The 26,242-nt window shown below is 28.4% G+C and carries 25 protein-coding genes and 1 pseudogene; 3 read left to right on the top strand and 23 right to left on the bottom strand.

From position 1 onward, the window contains the following. Positions 1-4: 4 nt before the first annotated feature. The 4 genes from Q3223_RS03980 to Q3223_RS03965 form a co-directional block, all read right to left on the bottom strand. Positions 5-322: a hypothetical protein gene (locus Q3223_RS03980; protein ID WP_054270618.1), complete on the bottom strand. Its 318-nt coding sequence runs from the start codon at positions 320-322 to the stop codon at positions 5-7. Positions 323-419: 97 nt separating this feature from the next. Next, positions 420-920, bottom strand: coding sequence for a GNAT family N-acetyltransferase (locus tag Q3223_RS03975; RefSeq protein WP_054270619.1), 501 nt, complete (start codon positions 918-920; stop codon positions 420-422). A gap of 52 nt (positions 921-972) precedes the next feature. Next, the gene (locus Q3223_RS03970) at positions 973-2,172 is read right to left on the bottom strand and encodes a DHHA1 domain-containing protein (RefSeq protein WP_231300714.1); all 1,200 of its coding nucleotides are present in this window, start codon (positions 2,170-2,172) and stop codon (positions 973-975) included. A gap of 259 nt (positions 2,173-2,431) precedes the next feature. After that, a complete protein-coding gene (locus Q3223_RS03965) occupies positions 2,432-2,797 on the bottom strand; it encodes a hypothetical protein (protein ID WP_231300715.1) in 366 nt (121 codons plus the stop codon). Between the two features lie 348 nt (positions 2,798-3,145). Here Q3223_RS03965 and Q3223_RS03960 point away from each other — a divergent pair, with 348 nt between their 5' ends. After that, positions 3,146-4,114 carry an L-lactate dehydrogenase gene (locus tag Q3223_RS03960; RefSeq protein ID WP_231300716.1) on the top strand — a complete coding sequence of 323 codons (969 nt, stop codon included), beginning with the start codon at positions 3,146-3,148 and terminating at the stop codon, positions 4,112-4,114. A 68-nt stretch (positions 4,115-4,182) separates the two neighbouring features. Then, a complete protein-coding gene (locus tag Q3223_RS03955) occupies positions 4,183-4,338 on the top strand; it encodes a hypothetical protein (RefSeq protein ID WP_231300717.1) in 156 nt (51 codons plus the stop codon). 127 nt (positions 4,339-4,465) lie between these two features. On the opposite strand, the gene Q3223_RS03950 is transcribed toward Q3223_RS03955, so the two are convergent. From Q3223_RS03950 to Q3223_RS03930, 5 genes are all read right to left on the bottom strand, one after another. Further along, a complete protein-coding gene (locus Q3223_RS03950) occupies positions 4,466-5,596 on the bottom strand; it encodes an XRE family transcriptional regulator (protein ID WP_231300718.1) in 1,131 nt (376 codons plus the stop codon). Between the two features lie 154 nt (positions 5,597-5,750). Continuing rightward, complete coding sequence (gene msrA / locus Q3223_RS03945) at positions 5,751-6,704, bottom strand: peptide-methionine (S)-S-oxide reductase MsrA (RefSeq protein ID WP_176702526.1); 954 nt, start codon at positions 6,702-6,704, stop codon at positions 5,751-5,753. A 124-nt stretch (positions 6,705-6,828) separates the two neighbouring features. Then, on the bottom strand, positions 6,829-7,734 hold the full coding sequence (locus tag Q3223_RS03940; RefSeq protein WP_074179629.1) for a patatin-like phospholipase family protein: 906 nt from the start codon (positions 7,732-7,734) through the stop codon (positions 6,829-6,831). A 427-nt stretch (positions 7,735-8,161) separates the two neighbouring features. Continuing rightward, complete coding sequence (gene hcp / locus Q3223_RS03935; protein ID WP_074179628.1) at positions 8,162-9,754, bottom strand: hydroxylamine reductase; 1,593 nt, start codon at positions 9,752-9,754, stop codon at positions 8,162-8,164. A 57-nt stretch (positions 9,755-9,811) separates the two neighbouring features. After that, positions 9,812-10,540: a 4Fe-4S binding protein gene (locus tag Q3223_RS03930; RefSeq protein WP_223152905.1), complete on the bottom strand. Its 729-nt coding sequence runs from the start codon at positions 10,538-10,540 to the stop codon at positions 9,812-9,814. A 164-nt stretch (positions 10,541-10,704) separates the two neighbouring features. Between Q3223_RS03930 and Q3223_RS03925 the strand changes: the two genes are divergently transcribed. Beyond that, positions 10,705-11,409: a Crp/Fnr family transcriptional regulator gene (locus Q3223_RS03925; RefSeq protein ID WP_054276943.1), complete on the top strand. Its 705-nt coding sequence runs from the start codon at positions 10,705-10,707 to the stop codon at positions 11,407-11,409. 167 nt (positions 11,410-11,576) lie between these two features. On the opposite strand, the pseudogene Q3223_RS03920 reads toward Q3223_RS03925, so the two are convergent. From Q3223_RS03920 to Q3223_RS03855, 14 genes and pseudogenes are all read right to left on the bottom strand, one after another. After that, positions 11,577-12,848, bottom strand: a pseudogene (locus Q3223_RS03920) (dicarboxylate/amino acid:cation symporter). Between the two features lie 592 nt (positions 12,849-13,440). Beyond that, positions 13,441-14,190 (bottom strand): amino acid ABC transporter ATP-binding protein, encoded by a 750-nt coding sequence (locus tag Q3223_RS03915; RefSeq protein WP_054270629.1) that lies wholly within the window; start codon positions 14,188-14,190, stop codon positions 13,441-13,443. 29 nt (positions 14,191-14,219) lie between these two features. Next, positions 14,220-15,395 carry a M20 family metallopeptidase gene (locus Q3223_RS03910; protein ID WP_223152904.1) on the bottom strand — a complete coding sequence of 392 codons (1,176 nt, stop codon included), beginning with the start codon at positions 15,393-15,395 and terminating at the stop codon, positions 14,220-14,222. Between the two features lie 132 nt (positions 15,396-15,527). After that, positions 15,528-16,325 (bottom strand): amino acid ABC transporter substrate-binding protein, encoded by a 798-nt coding sequence (locus tag Q3223_RS03905; RefSeq protein ID WP_054276944.1) that lies wholly within the window; start codon positions 16,323-16,325, stop codon positions 15,528-15,530. Positions 16,326-16,384: 59 nt separating this feature from the next. After that, positions 16,385-17,047 carry an amino acid ABC transporter permease gene (locus Q3223_RS03900; RefSeq protein ID WP_054276945.1) on the bottom strand — a complete coding sequence of 221 codons (663 nt, stop codon included), beginning with the start codon at positions 17,045-17,047 and terminating at the stop codon, positions 16,385-16,387. A gap of 237 nt (positions 17,048-17,284) precedes the next feature. Further along, positions 17,285-17,953, bottom strand: a complete 669-nt coding sequence (locus Q3223_RS03895; RefSeq protein WP_223152903.1) for an amino acid ABC transporter permease — start codon at positions 17,951-17,953, stop codon at positions 17,285-17,287. After that, entirely contained in the window at positions 17,946-18,749 is an 804-nt protein-coding gene (locus Q3223_RS03890; protein ID WP_167640614.1) for a transporter substrate-binding domain-containing protein, read from the bottom strand. Before Q3223_RS03890 ends, Q3223_RS03895 begins: the two co-directional genes overlap by 8 nt. Before the next feature lie 28 nt (positions 18,750-18,777). Next, on the bottom strand, positions 18,778-19,434 hold the full coding sequence (locus Q3223_RS03885; RefSeq protein ID WP_223152902.1) for a methionine ABC transporter permease: 657 nt from the start codon (positions 19,432-19,434) through the stop codon (positions 18,778-18,780). After that, complete coding sequence (locus Q3223_RS03880) at positions 19,427-20,395, bottom strand: methionine ABC transporter ATP-binding protein (protein WP_223152901.1); 969 nt, start codon at positions 20,393-20,395, stop codon at positions 19,427-19,429. The genes Q3223_RS03885 and Q3223_RS03880 overlap by 8 nt, the downstream gene beginning before the upstream one ends. Before the next feature lie 95 nt (positions 20,396-20,490). Continuing rightward, the gene (locus Q3223_RS03875; RefSeq protein ID WP_054270637.1) at positions 20,491-21,330 is read right to left on the bottom strand and encodes a MetQ/NlpA family ABC transporter substrate-binding protein; all 840 of its coding nucleotides are present in this window, start codon (positions 21,328-21,330) and stop codon (positions 20,491-20,493) included. A 30-nt stretch (positions 21,331-21,360) separates the two neighbouring features. Continuing rightward, entirely contained in the window at positions 21,361-22,437 is a 1,077-nt protein-coding gene (locus Q3223_RS03870; RefSeq protein ID WP_223152900.1) for a uroporphyrinogen decarboxylase family protein, read from the bottom strand. Positions 22,438-22,487: 50 nt separating this feature from the next. Next, the gene (locus Q3223_RS03865; RefSeq protein ID WP_223152899.1) at positions 22,488-23,312 is read right to left on the bottom strand and encodes a uroporphyrinogen decarboxylase family protein; all 825 of its coding nucleotides are present in this window, start codon (positions 23,310-23,312) and stop codon (positions 22,488-22,490) included. 65 nt (positions 23,313-23,377) lie between these two features. Beyond that, the gene (locus Q3223_RS03860) at positions 23,378-25,189 is read right to left on the bottom strand and encodes an ASKHA domain-containing protein (RefSeq protein WP_219673353.1); all 1,812 of its coding nucleotides are present in this window, start codon (positions 25,187-25,189) and stop codon (positions 23,378-23,380) included. Between the two features lie 19 nt (positions 25,190-25,208). Continuing rightward, entirely contained in the window at positions 25,209-26,234 is a 1,026-nt protein-coding gene (locus tag Q3223_RS03855) for a methylcobamide:CoM methyltransferase MtbA (protein WP_223152898.1), read from the bottom strand. Between the last annotated feature and the right edge of the window lie 8 nt (positions 26,235-26,242).

Genomic DNA, 26,242 nt, shown 5'->3' with positions numbered 1-26,242 from the left:
TCTTCTAATGAATAACGAACAATATAATTGTTGAAAAAACAATAACTAATGTTAAAAGAAGCCTAGCATATAAAAAGTTTTTCTCTTTTAACATAACTCCTACTATTCCAAATATAAAAAATATAGATGCAATAAACTTGCCAAGAATATTGCTATTTGGATAATAACTAAAAAGCATAAAACAAAGCACAAATGTAAGTACCCCTATTGCATTAAATACAAATTTATTAGATGCTATTTTTCCTTTGTTAAAAAAGAAGCAAAATATTGATACTAAATCTAAAAATAAAAATACATAAAACATTCCTTTGAAAACGTCCATTTTTATACCCCCTAAAAATTCTAATTATAATATCCAGTTTATTTCACATAGTTATCAATATACTCAATAATCTCTATAATATCATAGGTTTATATTACTAGTGTATTACTTCATATTCATACATATTATAATCACACTCATACATATTTAAAGACTCATATGTTGCTTTTGCATTTATGTTTTCTTTTTCTACATATAATCTCATTCCAACAATAGTTTCATCTCTATCACACATATTTTTTATATAATTAAATAAATAATTAAAAATACCTTTTCTTCTATATTCTTTCTCTACATATACACTCTGAATCCAAAGAAAATTCCCATTTCTCCAATCACTCCACTCATACGTATACATAATCTGTGCAACAACTTTATCAAATACTGTATAGACATGATATTTACCTTTTCTTTCATCCAATAATAATGCTTTTACACCTTTAGTCAGAACATCCATATCAAGCTCTTTTCCTTCAGTTTCCTTAGCTAAATTATAATTAAATTTTGCTATTACATCCAAATCATCTATACGAGCTTCCCTTATCTCTATTAATTCTTCATTTTCATATAACTCTATATAATCCTTTTGTTGTTCCATGTTTATTCCCCCATATCTATTTTATTACATTGATGTTTTTGCTTAAATATATTTATAGAGTTTTTTCTAGCTTCATAAATGCATAATCAAGTGTAGCTTCTAAATTACCATTATTTTTTCCTCCACCTTGAGCTAGTACTTGGCTTCCTCCACCTTTACCATCTATAAGACTTATTGCATCTTTTAATAAATTTCCCATATTAATATTTTTCAAGTTTTTAGAACATGCAAAAATTAGATTTATTTTATCTTCAAATTTAGCAGCAAATAATGCAATATTATTTTCATCTTCTGTAATTTTGTTTGCTATTTTGTTTACATATTTTAAATCTTCATTATCATAGACCTTTTTAATAACTGAAATAGTATTAATTTTATTTGCATTTTCAATCATTTCTTTAACTTGATAATTAGCTACTACTTCTTCAATCTTTCTTTTTTTACTTAGAGCTTCTTCCACCTTATTATTTAAATTTACAATACCATTTATAGCATCCTCTTCACTGCAACTCAAATATCTACATATTTTAGTCAGATATATATCCCTCTTTAATACTTCATCCACTGCCCTTTTACCTGCTAGAAACTCTATTCTTGTACTTGACTTATGTTTTTCCCATTTCTTTATTTTTATCATTCTTAATTCACCAGTTGATTTTGGATGCACTCCACAACACGCATTTGTATCTAAATCACCTATTTTTATTACTCTTATCTCTTCATTAGTATTTGGCAAGTCACGTCTTAACCAAATCTTTTTTAGTTCTTTTTTTGTTGGAAGTAAGGTTTCTACTTGTATATTTTGACGAATAATTTCATTAGCAAGCAACTCTATCTCTCTAATTTTATCCTCTTCTAAATTACCTTCTATATCTACTGTACTATACTCATTTCCTAGATGAAAACCTGTCGTATTTGCATTAAAAGTTTTAAAAAAACATCCAGATAATACATGTTGTCCAAAATGTTGATGCATTCCATCCTCTCTTCTCTCCCAATCAATACTACACTTTACCTTATGTATCTTTATAGGTTTTTTATCTAATACATGGTATATATTTTTTCCATCTTCATACACACTTATTACATCATAATTCTCTATTTTTCCTAGGTCTCCAAACTGACCTCCTCCACCAGGAAAAAACGCTGTCTTATCTAATAAAACATGATACTTATTTTCTATTTCTTTTATTTCAATTATTTCTGCTGTAAAATCTCTTACATATTGGTTTGTATAATATAACTTTTCCATTATAATTCTATCTCCATTTTCTTAATTCTAGACTACTTTACTTTTTAAATACAAATTTCAACCTAAGCTTAATTTAATTGTATTAAAATAGAACTCATCCTATTATTTACTAACATCATCTACTATATTTTAACATATAGATATTAGTGTTAACAAATTTATAATTGTATATTATTCCAATATTTTATAACATGTATGCTTACTTATTTTCTTATATAATGAAAAGTATATTAAAACATGTTAAATTGTAAAATAAGCTTTAATCTCTTTTACTAATTTCATCCATTATTAATGATTTTGAAATATACATTGCTTCTATAATATTCTTAAAACGTGTGTGATGAGAAGTCCCCTCTGAAAATTTCATCTGTCCTTTTTCACATTTGCTAATAATCGAAGTTATAGGTGGTAAAGCTTCTATTAACTCTTCTTTTGTATATTTATCCATAATATCCTCAGATTCTATCAATGCCTTAGAAATATACAAGGCTTTTATCCTATTTCTAAGAAGGGAATGCTGAGAAGTCCCCTCTGAAAATTTTGGTTGTATTTTTTCACAATTAATAATACTTGAAGAAACTACTCTCAGTGCTTTCATCAATTCTTCCTTTGTGTAATAATTCATAACACATTTACTCCTTTATTTTTTAATTTGAAAAAACAGTATACCTCAATTTAATATCATTATCAACCGACATCATTATTATTTATGCACATATTCTACTCTTAAATATTTTAAATATCCGTGACATTACATATTTTAATAATTATTAATAATTTTAAATATACATATAATACTTTAACATTCATTAATATAGAGTATATTAACATTGATTTTTTAAAAATTTTAGTATAAAATCATATTAAATAAATTTTCTGAAATAATAGAATATTAAAATATACAAAAACAGCTTTTAATAACATCTATAATTTTCTTATAAATGTGTCGTTGTTTTAGGGGGAGTGATATAAAATGGCAATAAAACCAAGAAAAATATCTATTGTGGGTTCAGGGCATGTTGGGTCTCATTGTGGATTTAGTTTGATAACTCAAGGGGTTTGTGATGAACTCTTTATGATTGATATAGATGAGGTTAAAGCAAAAGCTCAAGCTTTAGACTTAGCTGATGCAGTTTCTTATTTACCACATAAAGTATCTATAGACAAGGGAACTTTTGATGATTGCCAAGATTCTGATATAGTAGTAATAAGCGTTGCTGACTCTTCAGAAGGACCTTTACGTAGACAAAACACAACTAGATTAGACCTACTAAGACCAACCATTGGAATGATAAAGTCTATAGTAGAACCTATAATTAACTCTGGTTTTGATGGTATATTTATAGTCATATCTAATCCTGTTGATGTAGTCACAAATTATATTTGGGAAAAATCTGGTTTTCCTAAAAATAAAGTTATTGGAACTGGCACAGCTTTAGATTCAACAAGACTTAGAAGACTTCTATCTGAAGAAACTGGAATAGCTCAACAGTCAATACAAGCTTATTCTATGGGTGAACATGGAGACTCTCAAATGGTTCCTTGGTCTCATGTTTCAATTGGTGGTAAGCCTTTATTAGACATGATAAAGGATAATCCAACTACTTATGGAGAACTAGATTTGCCATCAATAGTTGAAAAAAATAAGAAAACAGGTATAAGTATAATAAATGGTAAAGATTGTACAGAATTTGGAATAGGCACTGCTTTAGTAGAAATTGTAAAAGCTATATTACATAATGAGAAAAAAATTCTACCTGTCTCTACACTGTTAGAAGGTCAATACAATGAGACAAATGTATTTGCAGGTGTTCCTTGTGTTATAGGAAAAGATGGCATAGAAGAAATTATTGAAATCAATCTGACTGAAGATGAGCAAAATGAATTTAGTAAATCTTGCTCTGTTTTAAGAGAACATATTGCACTTTCAAAAACACTTTAGATTCAAAATTATTTTAAGAGAGTCTTATCTAACTCATTTAAATAACTCTATGATTATTGTAGAGTATCATGATATGTATACATAAAACAAAATGTGATGAGATGCTAAGTTTTACAATAAAACCTAGAAAAATATCAATAATCGGAATTGGTCATGTTGGTTCACATTTTGGATTTAACTTGGTAGCTCAAGGTGTTTGTTATGAGCTACTAATGGTCGACTAAGATACTTTTTTTAAATTTTAAAACTTTATATTAAAAGCAGGTAAATTACTCATAACAAAAATCTTTTAACTAAGTTAATGTTAAAATCATCTATACCTGCTTTTAATTTCAATACTAAAATATCAACCTACTTATTTCCATCAAATTTTATAACTTTGCTTTTTTTATTTATATTTTGAGATAATAATCCCTTTTTTAGTCCCATTAACAATTCTAAATCTTCTGGATAAAGATTTATTCCAAATTCTTCTAAACTAGATACTATACTATTTGTACTCATTATTTTATTTTCTATCAATAATTCGACTGCTCTTTTTAAATACATTGGACTTGAACCTTTCATTTTATCTAGAGGTTCTTCTCTTAACCACCCTTTTTTCTCCATCTCATTCATAAGATAATTATATTTTTTATAATTTATCTTACCTAGATTATATGCTCTAAAAAGCATAGCAGACATAGGTACAATCCACTTCTTCTTTAACTCTACATAATAATCTATGTCTTCTGGATGAATCAAGTCTTCTAAAAAACTCTCTTTTGGTAATAAAAATGCACATGCATACTCATCTGCTGAAAATTGCTTATTTGGTATTCTCAATTCACTTGACACTATATAACCAAGTTCATATGCTAAATCATAGTTTCTAATTGATGCTGATTTTTTATCATTACCCAGAGATATTAAATATTTAACTTCTTTTCCAATTCTCTGTTTTTGGGTAAAGATTGTTGCCCCTTTTTTATCTACATTCATACCAGATATTATAATTCCATTAGATTCTAGTAAGTTTACCATATTTACTATTGGGCTGTTATTTAAATTCCAAAATTCTCTTGTTTTATATGCAAGACTTTCTATATCATTTATGTTAGTATCTGACATTATTCTTTTACTTGGTAAATTTTCTTTTGGAAACTTAATATAACTCTCCATAAATGAGTATATTTTATGAATAATTATCATTTTTTCTCTATAAGAAATTTCTTCTACTCTAGGTAGTTTAGATTGAGGATTAAAATGACTATCCTCAACAATAACATTCATATTTTCATGTTTATAAAAATACTCTTTTGGAAAATTTAATATATTTGATAATTTTAATGTATTTTCCATATTAGGAATATATTTATTTTCTTCAAAAGCCTTCAAATCTTTCTTATTTATTTTCGTTTCCTTAGCTAACTGTTCTATAGTCTTTGCTCTAAAAACTCTAGCTGATTTTAATCTCTTTCCATTAAAGTCTTTTAAATTCATTTGTTTTCTCTCTTTCAAAATTAAATTCTTAATCTATCAATATAAATTATAATATTACAATTAATAATTTATCATATTATTGACAAAAAAACAAAAGATGAAAATATATCTTTTATTTTCACCTTTTATCTAAGTCTATAATAGCTAATCTTAATTATTTAAAAAGTTTTAGATATTCTCCATATCCTAAACCTTCCATCTCTTCTTTAGGTATAAATTTAAGAGAGGCAGAATTTATGCAGTATCTTAAGCCTCCAAGTTCTTTTGGCCCATCATCAAATACATGACCTAAATGAGAGTTTCCTTTAGCACTTCTTACTTCAACTCTGTACATACCTTGTGAGAAATCGCTTCTCTCAACTATAGATTTATCTATTACTGGCTTTGAAAAACTTGGCCATCCACATCCTGCATCAAATTTATCTTTTGATGAAAATAAAACTTCTCCACTTACAACATCAACATAAACCCCTTCTTTATCATTATCATAGTATTCATTTTCAAAAGGTACTTCTGTCATATCATTTTGAGTAACTTCAAATTGTATAGGAGTTAAAGTCTTTTTTAACTCTTCTCTATTTATATTATTTCCATCCCAGTGACTTTTTACAAAGTTATACCTACCTGAACCTTTATAATACATATTATAGTTTAATGGTCTTTTTTTATAATAATCTTGATGATTTTCTTCTGCATCATAAAATTTAGTTGCTGGAATTATAGCTGTTACTATTTCGCTATCAAATATTTTACTATTTTCTAAGTCTTCTTTTGACTTTAAAGCTATATTTTTTTGTTCTTCATCATGATAAAATATAGCAGTCTTATATTGAGTCCCTCTATCACCAAATTGTCCACCATCATCTGTAGGATTAATCTGTTTCCAAAATATATTTAGTAACTCATCATAGCTTATTATATCATCATCATAAGTTATTTGAATAGCTTCTACATGACCAGTTGTTCCTGAACATACTTCTTGATATGTGGGATTTTCAACATGACCACCTATATATCCAGAAACTACCTTTATAACTCCATCATATTTATCAAAAGGCTTCACCATACACCAAAAACATCCACCTGCAAAAGTAGCAAGTTTTATCATTTTCATCACTCCTTAAAAAAATTATATTTTATTTATTCCCTAAGAAGTAGCTTAATAATCTTGTATTTTCTTGTTTTTATCTAATTAGTAAAATAATGTTTGTAAATGTAATTATAAATTAAATCTATTTTCTATAAAAACTCTTTTTACTTATCCATCCAAAAGCATCCTTTATATCACAATTTTCGCCCAAAGATAACAGATATTCCAACTCATCATAATCATCCATAGCTACATTCTTTTCCATTTTTGGATTTAGTCTATAGTAATTATCTCCAAGAAGTTTTTGAGAAAATAACTGGCTCATTTGAGAATTTCCTTCTAATGTTATAGATATAATTGGTAAATCGGGTTCTTTATTAATTATCCAATCAATAGCTCCCCATTCAGTAGTATCTGCCTTTATACTATTATACACATATCCAGTTCCTATTGAAAAAAGTCTTGTATTTTTAAGTTTAAACCCACTATCAATGGCATGAATTATACATGCTAAACTTGGGTCAGTTGCTATTATTCCTCCATCGATATGTCGATTATACGTTGGAAAAAACACAGGAGCAGCACTACTTGCCATTGCTACATCTATAACCTTACTAGTCTTTGTAAGAGAACTTGGCATATTATTATAAAACACTGGTTTCCATGAGTTTTCTTCATTTCCTATATAAAAGCTTGGTATCATTACTAATTTTTTCAAGTCTTTTAATTCTAATTCTTCTGGAAATATACTTAGTAAAACTTCTTTTAAATTTTTATTTTCATACTTAGGTCTTAACATTTCTGCATAACTTTTACTGAAAATATGCTTTGAATTTTCTATTGAATAGAGTTCTTTTATATCTTTTGGACTTACACCATACGCAAGACCTAATGCGATTAAACTTCCTGTAGATGTACCTCCAAACATATTTATATTATCTAACAAATTTGGATACTGATTTACCATTCTCTCAAGTATGGCTATACTCAATGCTCCTCTTAATCCACCACCATCAAAAGTCAATATATTAAAATTAGAATTTTTCATATATATATACCCCCATACAAAATACCTTATCGATTTTAAATTTCAGTTAAAATAATTTCATTATAGTAGTATATATATTTTATGCAAGTTCTATATAACGATGTTACTATTTCGGTATTTAAAGTACTTTGTACTGTACATACCTTATAATATCTAAAATAAATATTATAGAATATAGTATTTGTTTTAGATATTATAAGTAATAAATTTAACGAATCAAAATAATTTCTGTACCTTAACATATTATAAAAAATAAATAAGAGGCTGTCCCAAAATAGAGATAAACCTCTTTTTTATTATTGAAATGATAAAAATATATTTGATTTCATAAAAAAAAGAGTGCCTCATGAACTAAAAAGTTAATTTGAGACACTTCCTTATTTATTTTAATTACAAATACTTCCCTTCTTGAATATACTTATTTTCTTTATCCTAGTATTTTCTTCATATCTTCTTCTGGAGTAGATATAGGTGTTAATGCAAATTTATCAACCAATATATTCAATACATTTTGAGATAAGAATGCTGGTAAAGAAGGTCCTATATAAATATTTTTGATACCTAAATGAAGTAATGTAAGAAGTATACAAACGGCCTTTTGCTCATACCATGATAATACCATACTAAGAGGTAATTCATTTACTCCACATTCAAAAGCATTCGCCAATGAGACTGCTACTTGTATCGCACTATAAGCATCATTACATTGCCCCATATCCATTAAACGAGGCAAACCTCCAATTTCTCCAAGGTCTAAATCATTAAATCTATATTTTCCGCATGCAAGTGTCAATATGACAGTATCTTTAGGGGCTTGTTTTACAAATTCAGTATAATAGTTTCTTCCAGGTTTTGCACCATCACAACCTCCAACTAATAAAAAGTGTCTTATATCTCCACTTTTAACAGCATCTACTACTTTATCCTGTACAGATGAAACTGTACCTCTTGCAAAACCAGTAGTTAATGTATCTCCTCCATTAATGCCAGTCATATGAACATCTTCTTTATAGCCTCCAAGTTCAAGAGATTTCTCTATTACACTAGAAAAATCTTTATCTTCATCAATATGAATCATTCCTGGATAAGCAACTACTTCTGTAGTAAATACTCTATCTCTATAACTGTCTTTAACAGGCATTAAACAGTTTGTTGTAAACAGTATTGGAGCAGGAATATTATCAAACTCTTTTTGTTGATTTTGCCATGCTGTACCAAAATTTCCTTTTAAGTGCTTATATTCTTTTAATTTTGGATATGCATGTGCTGGTAATAACTCTCCATGAGTATATATATTTATTCCCTTATCTTTTGTTTGTTCTAATAATTTGTGTAAATCATAAAGGTCATGTCCTGTAACTACTATGAATGGCCCTTTCTCAATTTTCATAGGTACTTGAGTTGGCTCTGGTATTCCATAAGTTTCAGTATTTGCTCTATCAAGTAATTCCATGCATTTTAAGTTTATTTCTCCAGTTTTCATAACCAATCCTAAAAGTTCATCAATCGCTAAGTCCCCTCCAACTGCTATTAATCCTTCATAGAAAAATTCATTTACTTCTTTGTCTGTATAACCAAGTACCATTGCATGATATGCATAAGCAGCCATACCTCTTAGTCCAAATAGAATTAATGATTTTAATGAACGTACATCTTCATTGTCATTCCACAAGTTTTTCATATCATAGTTATCATTTCTACTACATTTTGTTTCACAATCTAAACATCTAGGTACAAGTTTACTTTTTTCTATCTCAGTTTTTTCAATTTGTCTTTTTATAGCTTCATCATCAAAACTTACATTTGTTATAGTAGTGAATAATCCCTCTATCATAACTTTATCTGTTTCACTTGTTGGTCTATTTTTATTTCCAATAGTTGCTCTTGAAAGACCAATTAATACTCCTGTAAGCTCATCTTGTAAGTTGGCTGTACCCCCCTTTTTGCCACAAACTCCGTTTATAGTACATCCTTTACCCCCTGCTGTTTGTTCACATTGAAAACAAAACATATTCTCCATTTTTATTCCTCCATTTTTATTTATTAAAATTTATTACATTTTTTGTTATTAGCTTAATTAAATTTCTCCATCCACAATTTTTCCATCTACAGATATAGTAACTATTTGCCATGGTATCATCTTTCCACTATTTTGTAGAGCTGTCTTAACAGCATTTACTATACCACCACAACAAGGAACTTCCATACGTGTTACTACTATATTTTTAATATCATTCGTTTTTAAAATCTCTGTAAGTTTTTCAGCATAATCTACTTCATCAAGTTTAGGGCAACCAATTAATGTAACCTTGTTTTTCATAAATTTATTATGGAAATTTCCATATGCATATGCTGTACAGTCAGCTGCTATTAAAAGACTTGCATTTTTTAAATATGATGCATTAGCTGGTACTAGTTTTATTTGTACTGGCCACTGATTAAGCTGAGACCCTTGTGTTTCAGCTGCTATATTATTATTTACCTGTTCATTATCTGACACGTCTCTATTTATAGATTTAGACTGAGAGCCTGGACATCCACATGCTAGATTTGTATTTTGTTCTTTCTTTGCTTCCATGTTTGCTTTTACTGCTGCTTCATCATACTCTGCTGCTTCTCTATATTCAAATGAAATAGCATTTGTTGGACAAGTTGGTAGACAATCTCCTAGACCATCACAATAATCATCTCTTAAAAGTTTTGCTTTTCCATTTACCATTCCTATAGCTTCTTCATGGCAAGCTTCAACACATAATCCACAACCATTACATTTTTTCTCATCGATTTTAATTATTTTTCTCATCATTTATATCACCTCATAAAATTTTTTTAATTTAAAATATTGATTTTTTATATATTTATTTTCAAGACTTACATCTTTTTCTTTCAAATTTTTTGTAATAAGATTTTTATATCTTCTTGCTTTTATAAATTTAGTATAGTACAATAAAAACAAATTATCGGTTGCATATGCAACAAGGAAGTGATTGTTTGAAAAAAATTTTAGAAAAACATATAAGTCTGCTAAAAAAAATTCCTCTCTTTGAAGGAATTAAAAATGACGAACTTGAAGCAATGTTAGAATGTTTAGGTGTTGTTGATAAGATTTATCCAAAGGATAGCATAATATTCTCAGTTGGAAGTGAGGTCACTTCTATTGGAATTATGCTTAAAGGAAGTGCACATATAATAAAGGAAGATATTGAAGGTAATCGAAATATTGTAGCTGAACTATTACCTGGAGATTTATTTGGAGAAGTATTTGCATGTACTAGACTACATAAAAGCAATGTCACAGTGACTACAACATCTTCTTGTGAAATTTTATTTATAAAATTTAAAAGTGTAACTGGTATTTGTTCATCAACATGTGTATTTCATAATAGATTAATTGAAAACATGTTACAATTAATAGCTGAAAAAAATATTTTACTTCACAATAAAATAGAATTACTTTCTCGTAAAACGACTCGTGAAAAATTACTTATGTATTTTTCAAAACAAATAGAACAAACAGGTAGTCACAAATTTACAGTTCCTTTTTCAAGAAATGAAATGGCTGATTTTTTGTGCGTTGATAGGAGTTCTATGTCAAGAGAGCTTGGTAAGATGAGAGATGAAGGTTTGTTATCTTTTAATAAAAACAAGTTTGAAATATTCTGTTTTCAAAAATAGACTAGACATCTAAACTTGTCTACCTCAATATAAATTATGTTAATTGATTAAAATTATAAGTATTGTACTTGAATCTTAAATTTATATTTTTACTCAAAAAGTTAATAGATGTCTAATTTATCCAAAATTAGACATCTATTAACTTTATATATTAATTGGATTTATAATTAGCTTATTTTTTTTGTAGTAATTGATGTTTTATCTATAAGCCAGTCTTTTCCTTCCACTAATCGTGCAACTAACATTGATGTTACTGTATTACCAGTTGTATTTAATATAGTATTAGGAATATCAGTTATAGTAGTTATAACTGTCAACAATGGAATTGCTTCCACTGGAAAGCCGAAGATGCTAACCACGAGCATCTCTCCGATAAGTCAGCCCCCTGCTACAGGAGCCATAAATACTCCAACAACAAATACAGTTACAAATAATTGACCTATTGTTGCTGGATTTGCCATACCACTACCTAAAATACCTGATAAAAATGCAACTTTTATTATTACTGCTAAAACTGACCCATCTTTATGTATATTTATTCCAAGAGGTATAACTGTTTCTGATATATCATCGGGAACTCCTATATTTTTACTAGCCTCTAAATTTGATGGTATACATGCTGAACTTGAAGAAGTAGCTAATGCTGTTGCTATTGGTTTTATAGCATTCTTCCAAAATTGTCTAAACCCTTGTTTTCCTGCAGATAGAAAAGCATATAAACTATAAAATAATAAGAAATACAGTGCTGCTGTTAGAGAATAAATTACAAACACTCTTACATACCCTTGAATTATTTTACTTCCAAGTTCTCCAATTATTGTAGCTGTGTAACAACCTAACCCTATAGGAGCATAAAGCATGACTATACTTACTACTTTTAATATTGCCTCTGTTCCTTCCGATAATAGCTTTCTTATAGTATTTCCTCTATCCCCCATCATAGCTATTGCTGTTCCAACTAAAACTGCAAATATAACTAATTGTAATAAATTACTACTAGAAAATAAATCTCCAAAGTTTTTAACTGTAATACTTGATACTACTTGGTCTAATAATGTTCCTTTTGATTCTAAACTCTCTGCATCTTGAGCCACCATTAAACTTTTTACACTCGATACATCTAATCCTTTAGATGGATTAAATAATAATGCAGATGTAATACCTAAAACTGCAATTACAAGTGTTGTTCCCATAAATACTATAGCTGTATTTTTCATTATTTTTCCAAAGCGTTCCATATTTTTTACACTAGCAACACCTGAAGAAACACTAAGAAATACTAATGGTACTACTATCATTAATAGAGCATTTATAAATAAATCTCCAAATGGTTTTAGTATTGAAGCTTTTGGACCAAGTATTAATCCTACTATTGCCCCTATTATGGTACATAATAAAAGTATAATTGATGACTTATAATTTTTTAAAAAGTCCTTCATTTATATTTTCCCTTCTAATGTTTTATATTGTAAATTACTTAAAACTCTAAAAAAATTAAAGTGAATTATCTAATGCGCATTAATAATCTTTGTAATTTTCCCCAACAGCTACTTTAGCAAATACTGGAATATATGTCAATTTCTATAGTTTTTTTGTATCTTTAATGTGTTTTTAATAGTTCATATCTATATATAAATCCTAATAAAATTCTACTTTTAAAACTTTATTTCTATATTAATTTCAATAAAATAAACAATATAAAAAAATATATATAATATAGTTTAATTATTCTCAAGTTTAATAATTTATAATTTAAGATAAGGTTTTAGTATAGTCACTTTAATTACTACACTCTGTAATTTCATTAAGCTACTATTGTAAATACATATAATATTTTGTCAAATATTATTTTTTTATGCATTTAAATATTTTACGATATTTTTAAAACTAAAGTTCAAATAAGTTATGTTTCTAATTTAAAATTAAATAATAAATCCAATAATAAAAAAATACTCCTATTAAATCTATTCTCTAGCTCATAAATTTAATAGGAGTATCTTATATCTCTTAAAATACTTAACTTATATTTTTTTAATTAAATACTTCTTCTTTCCTAATGATATTTAAAAATTTTGCAGTTCTTTCATTTTTAGGATTATTAAATATCTCATTAGGAGTTCCTTCTTCAGCTATTACACCATTATCCATAAATATGATTTTATCAGCAACTTCTTTTGCAAAATTTATTTCATGAGTTACAATAAGCATTGTTATTCCTTCTTTTGCAAGTGATTTTATAACACTTAACACTTCTCCAACAAGTTCTGGGTCAAGTGCTGATGTTGGCTCATCAAATAATATTACATTTGGATTTACTGCCATAGCTCTAGCTATACCTATTCTTTGTTGTTGGCCTCCAGATAATTTTGATGGATAAAAATCTTTTCTATCCAACATACCTACTTTGTCTATTAATTTTAAAGATATCTCTTTAGCTTCTTGTTTACTTTTTTTATGTACTACTATTAATGCCTCCATTACATTTTCTAGTGCAGTTTTATTTTTAAATAGGTTATAATTCTGAAATACCATAGATGTATGTTTTCTTAAATTTGCTATATCTTTTTTTGTCGCTTTTTCTACATCTACCTTTACATCTCCAATCATTATCTTCCCTTTTGTAGGCTCAACTAGATAATTTAAACATCTAAGGAGTGTTGATTTACCTGTTCCAGATGGTCCAAGTATAGCTACTACTTCACTTTGATTTATCTCTAGATTTATACCTTTAAGAACTTCTGTCCCTTTAAAACTTTTATGTAAATTTTCTACTTTTATCATAATTCTCCACCTTTTTTAATAAATATACTCTAAAATTGACATAAATAATCTACTGCAAGTTGAGATAATAAGGAAGATGCTATGCTCAAACATTTTTCATCTATATCAAACTTACTGTTGTGCAATTTATAGTTTATATTTTTTTCTTTATTACCTGTACCTATATACATAAATAAACCAGGTTTTTCTTTCATATAAATAGCAAAATCTTCACCTGTCATTGCTGGAAAATCAATCATTTCAACATTTTCATCTCCAAGTATTTTGCAAGCACTTTTTCTCCCCAGTTCTATCATATTTTTATCATTTATAATAGCATCTCCTCCTGCACTCTTTTCAAACTTGCAGTCTGCTCCATGTGCTTTACATACACTTCTTACTATGTTCTCTAGAATTTTACTTACTTCAATCACTTTTTCCTGACTTACTGCTCTAATAGTTCCTTGAAGTGTACATATATCTGGTATTATATTTTTGGAAACACCAGAATTAAAAGAGCAAACAGATACTACCACTGGTACAACTGGATCAATTTTTCTTGATACTATCTGTTGAATAGACGAATACACTGCATTTCCAACTGCAATTGGGTCTATACAATTGTGAGGCTCTGCTCCATGTCCACCCTTTCCGATTATTGTTATTTCGAAAGTATTAGTTGCTGCCATTGCACAATTTCTAGCTATTCCAATTTTTCCTGATTCAATGGTTGGCCAACAATGACCAGCTGCTAATACATCTACACCTTCAAGTACATTTTCTTTAATTACAATATCAGAACCACCTTTTTCTTCACCAGGTTGAAATAGTAACTTTACATTTCCATTTAGTTCTTCTTTTATATCATTTAAAATCATTGCTGTTCCTAACAACCATGAAACATGTGCATCATGCCCACAAGCATGCATATTATCATTTATTGATTTAAATTCTAAATCATTTTCCTCTTTTATTGGAAGAGCATCCATATCCGCTCTAAGTAGTATGGTTTTACCACTAATATTTTTTCCTTCTATAGTAGCTAATACTCCTGTGCCAGCAACATCTATATATTCTATATTAAGTTTATCTAGTTCTTCCTTTATAAGTTTGGATGTTTTAAATTCTTTAAATGCCAACTCTGGATTATGGTGTATCTGTCGCCTTATTTTTATGATTTTTTCCCTATTTTTTAGTGCAATAGATTTTATTTTAGTTTCAATCATTTACAATACCTCCATAACTTATTTTTATTTATAAAGACTACTATAAATACATTATAATACACAGATAACTATAGATAAATTTAGTATACTTATCTATAGTTATCAAAACTTTATATTTTAGTTTTGGAGTACTTATTTTTGTATATCAGCACTTACATCCATTCCAAACCATTTTTCAGATATTTTTTTCACTGTTCCATCTGCAAGCATTTCCTCTATTGCTTTGTTTACATCTTCTTTTATAGTCTTAGATTTTTCATCATCTTTCTTAAAGAAATATGCTATGTTAGTAACTGATAATTTATCATCTAATACTCTTATCTTAATGTTAGCTTTTTTAGCATCACCTACAACAGTAAGTTCCGCATCAATCCAGGCACTAACTCTTCCTAAGTCTAAATCTTGAATACCATTAGTTCCATCACCATAAACCTTTTCTTCAAATAAATTATCTTTATTAACACTAGCTGCAACTTGTTGACCTTGAGAACCTTCTGATACTGCTACAACTTTTCCTTTTAAATCTTCAAGTTTATTAATTTCATTATTTCCATCTTTTACAGCGATACATACAGCATCAGAACCATAAGGTATAGAAGCATCATATTTTTCTAATCTTTCTTTAGACATTCCAAAGAAGTTGGCTGCTACATCAACTTTACCAGAATCTAACATACCAAATATAGAACTAAAACCTGTTGGCTCCATTTTTATTTCATATCCACTTCTTTTACCAATCTCTTTCCACATGTCAACTTCAAAACCTTTATGCTCACCATTATCAACATAAGAATATGGGTCGGCTGAATTAGATGAAGCTACATTTATAACCTTTTCATCCTTTGCTTCCTCTTTTTTTGAACAACCAGTAGTTACAACTGCTAATGCTAAAACTGCTACTAAACATTTTATAATATTTCTTTTTATCATATCTCTTCTCCTCACACCATTTTTATGTAAAAATACTTTATATGTATTTTTTTAATATTCTAATAATCGCTTATCTTCTTTTCTAACTTTTTTTGTCCCCATCCTAAAGGAGTTATTATACACCAATAAATTACCATAACTGCTCCATACACTTCAAAGAACTTAAAACTCAATGCTCCTTGTGACTTAGCAGCACCCATTATATCATTTACTCCAACAACAAAAGCTACAGAAGACCCTTTAATTAAATCTATGAAATTATTGAATAATGATGGCAAGGCAACTCTTATAGCCTGTGGTATCACTATTCTTTTCATGGTTTGTAAATTTGTTAATCCCATTGCATATGATGCTTCTATCTGCCCTTTATCAATTGAAAGTATGGATGCTCTTATAGTTTCAGACATATAAGCTCCCATATTTAAACTAAGTACTATAGAGGTTGCAAATACTGGGTCCATGTTTTTAACAAAATCACTCATATATGCCAGTCCAAAATATAGAAAGAATAACTGTGGCATAAGAGGTGTACCTCTAAAGATAGATACATACACTTTACATATTTGATTCAATACTTTCACTTTGTAATAAGATGATAACGCTACTATTGTACCTATAATTAATGAAAATACTAATGAACTTATTGCCAAAATAACAGTTATATTGAATGATTTCATTATTATTGGAAATAATTCTAAAAAATATTTCATACTAAAAATCATAAAATAAGTCCCCCCTCACTTAATGTTGTTTTTTGCAAGCTTTTGTCACATGTTAAATTATAATAGAATTTTCTTTATTTTTCCAATAGAAAAAAACTATTTTATTAACTGACTATATAGACCCTTTTGATACTATATTTTTTTGATATTTAGACTACTAAATGTCTTTTTTCTAAAATTAAAAATTTATTTACAAGAAGGAACATATTTATATAACCTATCTTTAAACACCAAAATCTAATATGCTTTTCCTATCCTTTTTTCAACCTTGATTTGTATATTACTCAATACTATAGATACCGCCCAATAAATTAGTATCGTTACCATATATATCTCAAAAAACTTAAAACTTGATGCAGCTTCTACTTGAGCTACTCCCATTAAATCCTGTATTCCTATAGTCAAACCTAAGGAAGACCCCTTAATTATATCTAGTGTACAACTTACAATAGGAGGTACTGCAGATGTAGCTGCTTGAGGTAAGATTATTTTAACCATTGACTGATATTTACTTAATCCAAAAGCATAACAGGCCTCTTGTTGTCCTTTATCAACACTCTCAATGGATGCTCGTATAATTTCTGCCATGTATGCAGATGAATTTACACCTAAACAAATTACTATTGCTAAATAAGGAGAACAATTTTTCATGAAGGAAAATATCATCGGAAATCCAAAGTAAAAGAAAAATATTTGAATTAAAAGTGGTGTTCCTCTAAAGAATGAAATGTATATTCTAGTTATGTATTTCAAAATTTTTGATTTTGTCTGTGTAAAAAATGCAAGTATCACACCCAATAATATTGATATAAAAAATGCAACAATAGATATTAGTATTGTTATTCCCAAGGCTTTAATTAAAAATGGAAATATACTTAGACAAAATTCAAAGTTCAAATTACTCATTAGTAGGCTCCTTAGTAATATCTTTTCCTAGCCAAGTTTCAGATATTTTAGTCAAAGTTCCATCTTTGTGCATATCTGCAATTACTTTATTTACTTCTTTTGTCCATTCTTCACCTTTTTCATTTTTTTGAAGTGCAAAAGAACAAGCACCAAATTGAATAGGAGGTTCTACCATTTTAAGATTTAATTTTTGTTCTTTTATGGCTATTAAAGCCTCAACGTCCTGTGCAACCACTGCATCTAATCTTCCCATTTCTAGGTCTTGATAGTTCCCTTTAAGAGTTGCGCTTGAATAATTTACTATTTTTATTTCGCCATTTGGATACTTTTCTTTTAGTATTTCATTTGCCACTGCTCCAGTACCCACACCTACCTTTTTGCCAACTAAATCATCTATTGATTTTATACTATTATCATCTTTTCTAACAATAATATTTGTTCCACTATAATTATAAGCATCTGAAAAACCATATTTTTCCTTTCTGTCTGGTGTTGCAGTAAGTTGAGCAGATACTACATCTGCTTTATCAGCTTCTAATAATCCAAATAATCCACTAAAATCAGTTAATACCCATTCAACTTTACAATTAGTTCGTTTAGAAAATTCATCCCAGAAATCCACTTCAAACCCTTTAAGTTTATCTTTCTCTTTAAAAGCAAAGGGGAAATACGTTCCTGATGTAGCAACTCTTATAGTTTTTTGTTCTTCTTTATTTTTATTATTTCCTGATGAACATCCTGTAATTAAAAGTGATGATGCTAAAACAAGCATAATAATTAACTTAAGCTTCTTCATAGTTTGTTCTCTCCTTTTAAATCTAATTTTATTTCAATTTTTTATATAATACATTTCCAATAGTTTGAATCACTTGAACCATTATAATTATTATAATTACAGTTCCATACATTATGGTATCGTTAAATGTTTGATAACCATATATCAGAGCAACTGACCCCAAACCTCCTGCCCCTAATGCTCCTGCCATAGCAGAACTACCAAGTATTGATACAGTTGCAAGAGTTATACTTGAACATATAGATGGTATAGCTTCTCTAAACATAATACTAAACAATATTTGTAAATTTGAAGCACCAAAAGATTTAGCTGCTTCAATCATACCTTTATCAACTTCTCTAAGATTACTTTCAATTAATCTAGCTATAAATGGAGATGCAACTATTATAAGAGGTAACATAGCTGCTTGTTTTCCAATAGAAGTACCTACTACAAATCTTGTAATTGGAGTTATAGACACCGCCAATATGATAAATGGAAATGACCTAATTATATTTATCATCAAATCTAAAATCTTATATATGTATTTATTAGGTCTAAGTCCTTCATTTGAAGTTTCTACTAATATAATAGCTAATATAAAACCGATTATAGAAGATATAACAGTAGCCCATGTAACCATATAAATAGTATCAAACACTGCAGGAATTATTATTTTATTTATTACAAGACTTGGATTATCCATTATCTAAAGCCTCCCAAATTATGCATCTACTATTTAAATACTCACTAATTATTTTTTTATCTCTAGCATCCATGTTTATAACAGTGGTACCTATAATATCATCTCTGAATTTTTCTAGCTTAGAAGACACAATTGAAAAATTAACTGGAATTTGTTTTGCCATTTCTGGAATCAATGTATTTTTAGCTTTATCCTGTTTAAATAATATTCTTATATTTACACCTTCTTCTGGCATAATCTCCGATTGCTCTCCTAAAAGTCTCTTTAAGCAGTCTGGTTGATTCAAGAATAGCTTTTGGACATCTCCCAATGCAGCTATCTTTCCATATTCTAATATAGCTACTCTATTACATATTTCTCTAATAACATCCATTTGATGAGTGACTAATACTATAGTTATATTTAGTCTTTCATTTATTTCTCTCAAAAGTGATAGTATAGATTTTGTAGTTTCTGGGTCAAGTGCAGATGTCGCTTCGTCACTAAGTAAAATTTTAGGCTCCAGTGATAAAGCTCTAGCTATAGCAACTCTCTGGCGTTGTCCTCCACTCAATTCTTTAGGCTTTTGATATATCTTATCTTCTATACCTACTATTTTTACAAGTTCCATTACTTTTTTTTCTATTTCATCTTTTTTATATCCCCAACACTTCATTGGAATAGCTATATTATTATATACATTTTGTCTTTCTAATAGAGAAAAATGTTGAAATATCATTCCTATATTCTTTCTGTATTCTCTGATTTTGCGATGTGAATTGTTTTTTATTTCACATCCATCTACCAAAATTTCACCCTTTTCATAATCTTCCAATAGATTTATACATCTTAAAAGTGTAGATTTCCCAGCACCACTTTTCCCTATCAAACCAAATATTTCGCCTTGCTCTATAGAAAGAGATATATCTTTTAACACATCTAAACTTCCAAAAGATTTATACAATTTAGACACATTTATCAAATAATCACCTCAAGTTTTTCACATAGAATTAAGCCGTTTTTTATACACACATAAAACAGCTTAATTCTTTTAAATAGTTAAATCTAAAAATTATGTTATTTATCTTCTATAAGAACTGATGTAGTACCATAATTTTTCTCTATTATAGCTTTTACTTTTTCTCCTTTTAACTCTTTAGTTAAAGCTTTAGCCCATTCTTGGTCTTTATTTTCACTTTTAGTAGCTAAAACTATACCATATTCTGACCCATGCTCATCAAAAGCTAAAGCACTTTCTGGGTCTTTGTCAGATTTCATTATTTGTATTGCTCTAACCACTCCTAAATCTACATCTGGAAGTGCACTTGGAATTTTTACAGTATCCATTTCTATAAATTCTAGATTGTGTTTATTTTCAACTACCTCTAAAGGACTATAAGTTTTGACACCATCTTTTAATTTAATTAAACCTTCATCTGCTAATAAAACTAATGCTCTTGATTTATTAGTTGCATCTGATGGTATAGCAACTTTCATATTATCTTTAACATCATTTAAGCTTTTTAATTTATCTGAGTATACACCCATTTTTGAATAATAAATAGGCTCTCCTACTGCTGACAAGTCTGTACCTTTATCTTTATTAAATTGCTCTAAAAACGCACTATGTTGATAGAAATTGGCATCTAAAGTTCCTTCAGCAACTCCACTATTTGGACTTATTATATCTCCATCAAAAAGAGTAACTTCCATTTTATAACCATCATTTAAATAATCTTTTTGTACTGCATCTAACATTTCTTTTATAATAGGGTCAGATGTACCTACTTTAACAGTTTTTACTTCTTTTTTAGCAGACTCACTTTCTTTTTTTTCATTATCATTTCCAGAACATGCTACTAATGATAATGATAGTATAGCTATTAGTGATAAACTAATTAATTTTTTAATTTTCATGACTTCCTCCAATGATATTTTTATTAATATTTAAAATGTACATAATTTACCTTTTACAGCATTTTTACTGTAAATTCTAGCAGCATTCATAAATGCATGTATGTTCTCAATAGGAGTTCCTACTGGAATTTGACAACCAGGAGATAACGTAAATCCACATGGATTGTCACTTGCCTTTAAGATACATTCCTTTACTGATTCCATTACATCATTAATACTTCCATTTCTCATAATTTCTACTGGTGGTACATTTCCAGAGATACCCATACTGTTTCCAATTGCTTTTTTAACCTCTTCTAAATCTTCGCAATTATCAACACTAAACGCAGAAAGACCTACATCAACTAAATCTTGCCATCTGTCTTTAGTCTTTCCACATATATGTATAGATGGTGCTGAACCTGTAATTTCTTTAACTCCTAGTACGAATTCTTCTAAATATGGTTTTACAAATTCCTTAAACTGCACTAAGCTTATCAGATTAGATGAAGCTACTGGTTCAGCTAGACTGACACTTGACTCACATTCTTTATAAATTACTTCTGTGTATCTTAGCATACATTTTACTGTATATTTTAAAAGTTTATGTAAATTTTCTTTATTTTTAACAGTATCTTTTAGTATATTCTCAGCTCCTCTTATAGCTACAACATTACTAATTGGACCTGCTAAACTTGAACCTATAAATCTTTCATTTGAAAATTCATCTGTTAAGACTTTTAATGCTTCTATAATAGCTGGCATTCTCCCATCTTTATAAGGGTCTATTATATCTAAAGAATCAAGCATTGAATAATCTTTGAGTACAGGCTCAACTATAAAAGAGACTGAATCTTTGGGATATTTTAACTTAGAACCAAGAGCTTCTCCTATGCCTCTAAGACCTAAACCTACACCCATAGAATCCACATTAAAATCTCTTGCTAAATTTCGTTCCATTTCAATCATCATTTCTGAAGAATAATAATAATCACTTATATTTAATCCATACATAACAGGTGCTGTTTCAGATAAAGAAAATGAACATGGTAATCTATCAACTTCTTTTCCTGATTTATATAAAATTGCCCTTTCTTTAGGTGTTAATTCATCTTTTAATATTTTCATCTCAACACGCCCCAATAATTAAAATTTATATTACTTCAAAGTTAAAGTGCTTATAATATTCTGACTGTATATATCTTTTCATTGAATACACTTTTATTAGTATTTTTAATACAATTTTGCCCAAACATTCTTCCTTTACATATACCTTCTTTCAATAGAACATCTGCATAAGTCATATTATTATTAAAGTTAAGTTCTTCAATCTCCATAAGTCCTAAATTCAAAAGTGAAGTTGTTGTTCTTCCACAGATATGTATACTTGCTTTACCATTTATTTTCTGTTGTAATTCTTTAAATATTTCTATTGTTATATCACTACTTAAGTTACAAAAAGTTCTCTTACCTAAAATATCCATATTTCCAGTTGGGTCAGCATAAGATATAATTTTAGCTCCAGATTCTACTCCTTTAACAGCATACTCTACAATAAAATCTTTTACATATTCTAGAATTTTGTATAAATCATTTTTTCTATTTTTCAAAGCTTTTACTATATTTGTTAAGTCTATTAAGCTACTCAAAATGGTAATTGGGCCTTCAATACTTAAAATAACATCTTCGTTTTCAGATGATAATTTTTTTATTGCCTTTAATACTTCATTAGCTTCTACTTCATCTAAATAAACTTTTTGAAGATTTAATAATTCTTCAATATCATTATATTTATAGCTTTTTACTCTTGGTGTACTCAATTCATCAATTGAAATATTTGCTCCTAAACTTTGTGCACACATAGTGTCACATAACGGAAGATAACAAACTCTATTTTTTGTACTTTCTTTTAAAAGTTTTGTAGCCTTTACCATTTCATCACATTTTAGATAAACATCTGGTATTTTTAGATTGTTTTCCTTTAGAAATTTTAACTCTTCCATTCCTGTAGTATCATATGTACATTTAAAATTGTATTTTTCTTTAATTTTAACTCACCTCCACTTACTTATTTACTCAACTTACTTATATCAAAGCTTAAACAACTTGCAAATAAACGTTCATAATCTTCTAGTAATGATAATTCTAAGTAATCACATGTTTTCAAAACATCATTTACTTCAGCTCTTTTTGATATATCTAAAAGGCATAAAATTGCACCACTTTTAGAGGAATTTCCAATATAACTAATTTTATCTTTAAATTCTACAGGAACCATTCCTACACCAACAATACTTTCAACCTTTAAATGTGCTCCAAATTGACCAGCTATTATTACTTTGTCAATATCTCTAGGATTTAACTTTAAATTATGTAACATAGATAAAATACCAGATAAAATAGCTCCTTTTGCCAGCTGAACTTGTCTAATATCATTTTGAGTAATATATATATTATATTTTTTAGATAATACTATACTTCTCTTTTTACCATCCTCTACCAAAAGATTTTTAAGAAAATTATCCTCATTAAAATCATCTTTTTTCTTTAGCCTTCCGCTCTTATTAATCAAACCCGCTTTATATATTTCAGATATAGAATCTAAAATACCACTTCCACAAATACCATTTGGATTTCCCTGTCCTATAATATCTATTTGTATTCCCTCATCTTTGATACTTATTCCCTCAATAGCTCCCTCACCTGCTCGTACTCCACAAGTTATATTCATTCCTTCTAATGCTGGTCCAGCAGCACACGAACATGCAATTAATTTTCCACAATCAGATAAAATCATTTCTCCATTAGTTCCTATGTCTATGAAAAGTATCTTCTGATTTACTTTTTTTAAATTTGTGACAATAGCACCTGCAGTAATATCAGCACCTATAAATGCAGACACACTTGGTAAGCAATAAAGCCTCGTGTAATTTGATATTTCTAGACCTATATCTGAAGCTAAAAAAGTCTTACTATCTTTAAACATCGGTCTATATGGATTTATTCCTAAACTTTTAGGATTTATTCCTAAGAGTAAATGTAACATTGTAGTATTTGCAGCAATTGATATATCATAAATGTTTTCCTTTGCTATTTTATTATCCTCACACAAATAATTAAATAGATTATTTAAACATTCAACAACCACTTTACTTAGAATTTCTGCTCCATTTTTCTCTTTTGATGCAAAATTAATTCTTGATAACACATCCAATCCATAGCTTTTTTGAGGATTTATAGAAGAAGCACTTTTAATTTCTTTACCAGTATTTAAATCTATTAATGATACCACCATAGTAGTTGTACCAATATCAACTGCAAATCCATACATCAAACTTCTTGTATCTCCATTTTCTATGGATATAATCTTTCCATCATACCTAGTTATTGTATAGGTTTCTCCTTCTTTTAAGTTAGAAAACCTTTTTATTACATTTAAGGGTAAACTTTCTTTATCTTCTAATAATAATTTTTCTACTGCATCACTTTGTAAAAGAGACTTTTCTGAAAATATCTTGCATTCTTTTCTTACAGCAGGATTTAAATCAAACTTAGGCATATAACCTTCATCTAATACTTCTACTTTTTTTTCATCATGCAACAATTCTATATCAATATCTCCATGTACTTGATATAAACATGCTAACCTAATATTATCTAAAACTTCTTCCTCACTTAAAAACCTTCTTTGTTCCTCTAAATTCTTATCTTTAATATTACTTAAGATTTTAACCTTACATTTTCCACAATACCCTTTACCTGCACAGGGGTTTTCAATCATTATTCCATTTTCTTTTAAAATTTCTAACAAATTTTTTCCAGAATCAAACTTTAATCTTTTTTGTTCTCCATATCTATCATTTACAGTTAATATGTACATTTTGACACCTACCATATGCTTAACATTCACTTTCTCGTGCACTCAGAACCATTGATTGTATATTTTTAATTGGAGTCCTAGCTCCTATTCCACATGCTGGAGATAAAATATTTATACCATTTTTTATACATCTTCTTCCTATTTCTCCAACTTTATCCTCAGTTCCATATTCAAGGGCATATGTACTTACATTACCAATAATTGCTTTGTTAGGAACATTTAATACAACCTGTTTTTCATCAGTTATTGAATCAAAACTTATACCTAAACTACGAATACTATTCAATTGAGGATATATAGTTTTTAATCTTCCACAAATATGTACTATGCTTGGAATATTATTTTCATCTTCATTTAATGAATCTAAAATTCTATTTATATATGGAACCACAAATTCTTCAAATTTTTTAGGTCCAAGTATTTCTCCTGTAGCACTTGGGTCAGCAATAGCTATTAAATCTGCACCAGCTTCAATTTGTGCCTTTGCAAATTTAATTATATTTTCTGTCACAAACTCTAAAAGCTTATGGACACTTTCTCTATCTTTTCTCAATTCTCTATAAAATATAGTAGGTTCAATTAAAGATGTAGCAACGCTTATTGGACCGACTACATTGGCAATGATAGGTACATCACTATCTTTATTTTTTAGATACTTAATTGCATCTATAACAACTTTTGCTCGTCCAATATTTATATCAAGTTCTTTTAATTTTGTGTAATCAGATATTGTGTCCATAGGATAAAAGTTCACTCTAGGTTCTGTGATTTTAGTTCCAAAATCAACTTTAGCTCCCATTGCCTCAGCTTCTATAGTCATACAAAATGGTACGCCACAATTTTCAAAACCATCATTTTCATAGATACCATAAGTGAGTTCTGCCATTTTAATAGCATCAAAATGTGCATCAGGCCAACTTATTCCTTTCATATCCATCACATCTTCTACAACCATGTTCATCATACCACCAGGGCAAATACAAGGAGGTCTATCAACAGACTCTCTATTTAAAACTTTCAATAATCTCTCTTTGCAAGTATACAAATTAATTT

The sequence above is a fragment of the Clostridioides sp. GD02367 genome (assembly GCF_045900275.1).
GTDB classification, from domain to species: Bacteria; Bacillota; Clostridia; order Peptostreptococcales; family Peptostreptococcaceae; genus Clostridioides; species Clostridioides difficile_A.
Note: the sequence above shows the minus strand (reverse complement) of the source record. Positions and strands in the feature narration are given on the sequence as shown.

Excerpts from the sequence above, each read along its gene's own strand:
- Q3223_RS03980 (WP_054270618.1), bottom strand. The coding sequence starts at position 322 with ATGGACGTTTTCAAAGGAATGTTTTATGTATTTTTATTTTTAGATTTA.
- Q3223_RS03975 (WP_054270619.1), bottom strand. The coding sequence starts at position 920 with ATGGAACAACAAAAGGATTATATAGAGTTATATGAAAATGAAGAATTA.
- Q3223_RS03970 (WP_231300714.1), bottom strand. The coding sequence starts at position 2,172 with ATGGAAAAGTTATATTATACAAACCAATATGTAAGAGATTTTACAGCA.
- Q3223_RS03965 (WP_231300715.1), bottom strand. The coding sequence starts at position 2,797 with ATGAATTATTACACAAAGGAAGAATTGATGAAAGCACTGAGAGTAGTT.
- Q3223_RS03960 (WP_231300716.1), top strand. The coding sequence starts at position 3,146 with ATGGCAATAAAACCAAGAAAAATATCTATTGTGGGTTCAGGGCATGTT.
- Q3223_RS03955 (WP_231300717.1), top strand. The coding sequence starts at position 4,183 with ATGATATGTATACATAAAACAAAATGTGATGAGATGCTAAGTTTTACA.
- Q3223_RS03950 (WP_231300718.1), bottom strand. The coding sequence starts at position 5,596 with ATGAATTTAAAAGACTTTAATGGAAAGAGATTAAAATCAGCTAGAGTT.
- msrA (WP_176702526.1), bottom strand. The coding sequence starts at position 6,704 with ATGATAAAACTTGCTACTTTTGCAGGTGGATGTTTTTGGTGTATGGTG.
- Q3223_RS03940 (WP_074179629.1), bottom strand. The coding sequence starts at position 7,734 with ATGAAAAATTCTAATTTTAATATATTGACTTTTGATGGTGGTGGATTA.
- hcp (WP_074179628.1), bottom strand. The coding sequence starts at position 9,754 with ATGGAGAATATGTTTTGTTTTCAATGTGAACAAACAGCAGGGGGTAAA.
- Q3223_RS03930 (WP_223152905.1), bottom strand. The coding sequence starts at position 10,540 with ATGATGAGAAAAATAATTAAAATCGATGAGAAAAAATGTAATGGTTGT.
- Q3223_RS03925 (WP_054276943.1), top strand. The coding sequence starts at position 10,705 with ATGCAACAAGGAAGTGATTGTTTGAAAAAAATTTTAGAAAAACATATA.
- Q3223_RS03915 (WP_054270629.1), bottom strand. The coding sequence starts at position 14,190 with ATGATAAAAGTAGAAAATTTACATAAAAGTTTTAAAGGGACAGAAGTT.
- Q3223_RS03910 (WP_223152904.1), bottom strand. The coding sequence starts at position 15,395 with ATGATTGAAACTAAAATAAAATCTATTGCACTAAAAAATAGGGAAAAA.
- Q3223_RS03905 (WP_054276944.1), bottom strand. The coding sequence starts at position 16,325 with ATGATAAAAAGAAATATTATAAAATGTTTAGTAGCAGTTTTAGCATTA.
- Q3223_RS03900 (WP_054276945.1), bottom strand. The coding sequence starts at position 17,047 with ATGATTTTTAGTATGAAATATTTTTTAGAATTATTTCCAATAATAATG.
- Q3223_RS03895 (WP_223152903.1), bottom strand. The coding sequence starts at position 17,953 with ATGAGTAATTTGAACTTTGAATTTTGTCTAAGTATATTTCCATTTTTA.
- Q3223_RS03890 (WP_167640614.1), bottom strand. The coding sequence starts at position 18,749 with ATGAAGAAGCTTAAGTTAATTATTATGCTTGTTTTAGCATCATCACTT.
- Q3223_RS03885 (WP_223152902.1), bottom strand. The coding sequence starts at position 19,434 with ATGGATAATCCAAGTCTTGTAATAAATAAAATAATAATTCCTGCAGTG.
- Q3223_RS03875 (WP_054270637.1), bottom strand. The coding sequence starts at position 21,330 with ATGAAAATTAAAAAATTAATTAGTTTATCACTAATAGCTATACTATCA.
- Q3223_RS03870 (WP_223152900.1), bottom strand. The coding sequence starts at position 22,437 with ATGAAAATATTAAAAGATGAATTAACACCTAAAGAAAGGGCAATTTTA.
- Q3223_RS03865 (WP_223152899.1), bottom strand. The coding sequence starts at position 23,312 with ATGGAAGAGTTAAAATTTCTAAAGGAAAACAATCTAAAAATACCAGAT.
- Q3223_RS03860 (WP_219673353.1), bottom strand. The coding sequence starts at position 25,189 with ATGTACATATTAACTGTAAATGATAGATATGGAGAACAAAAAAGATTA.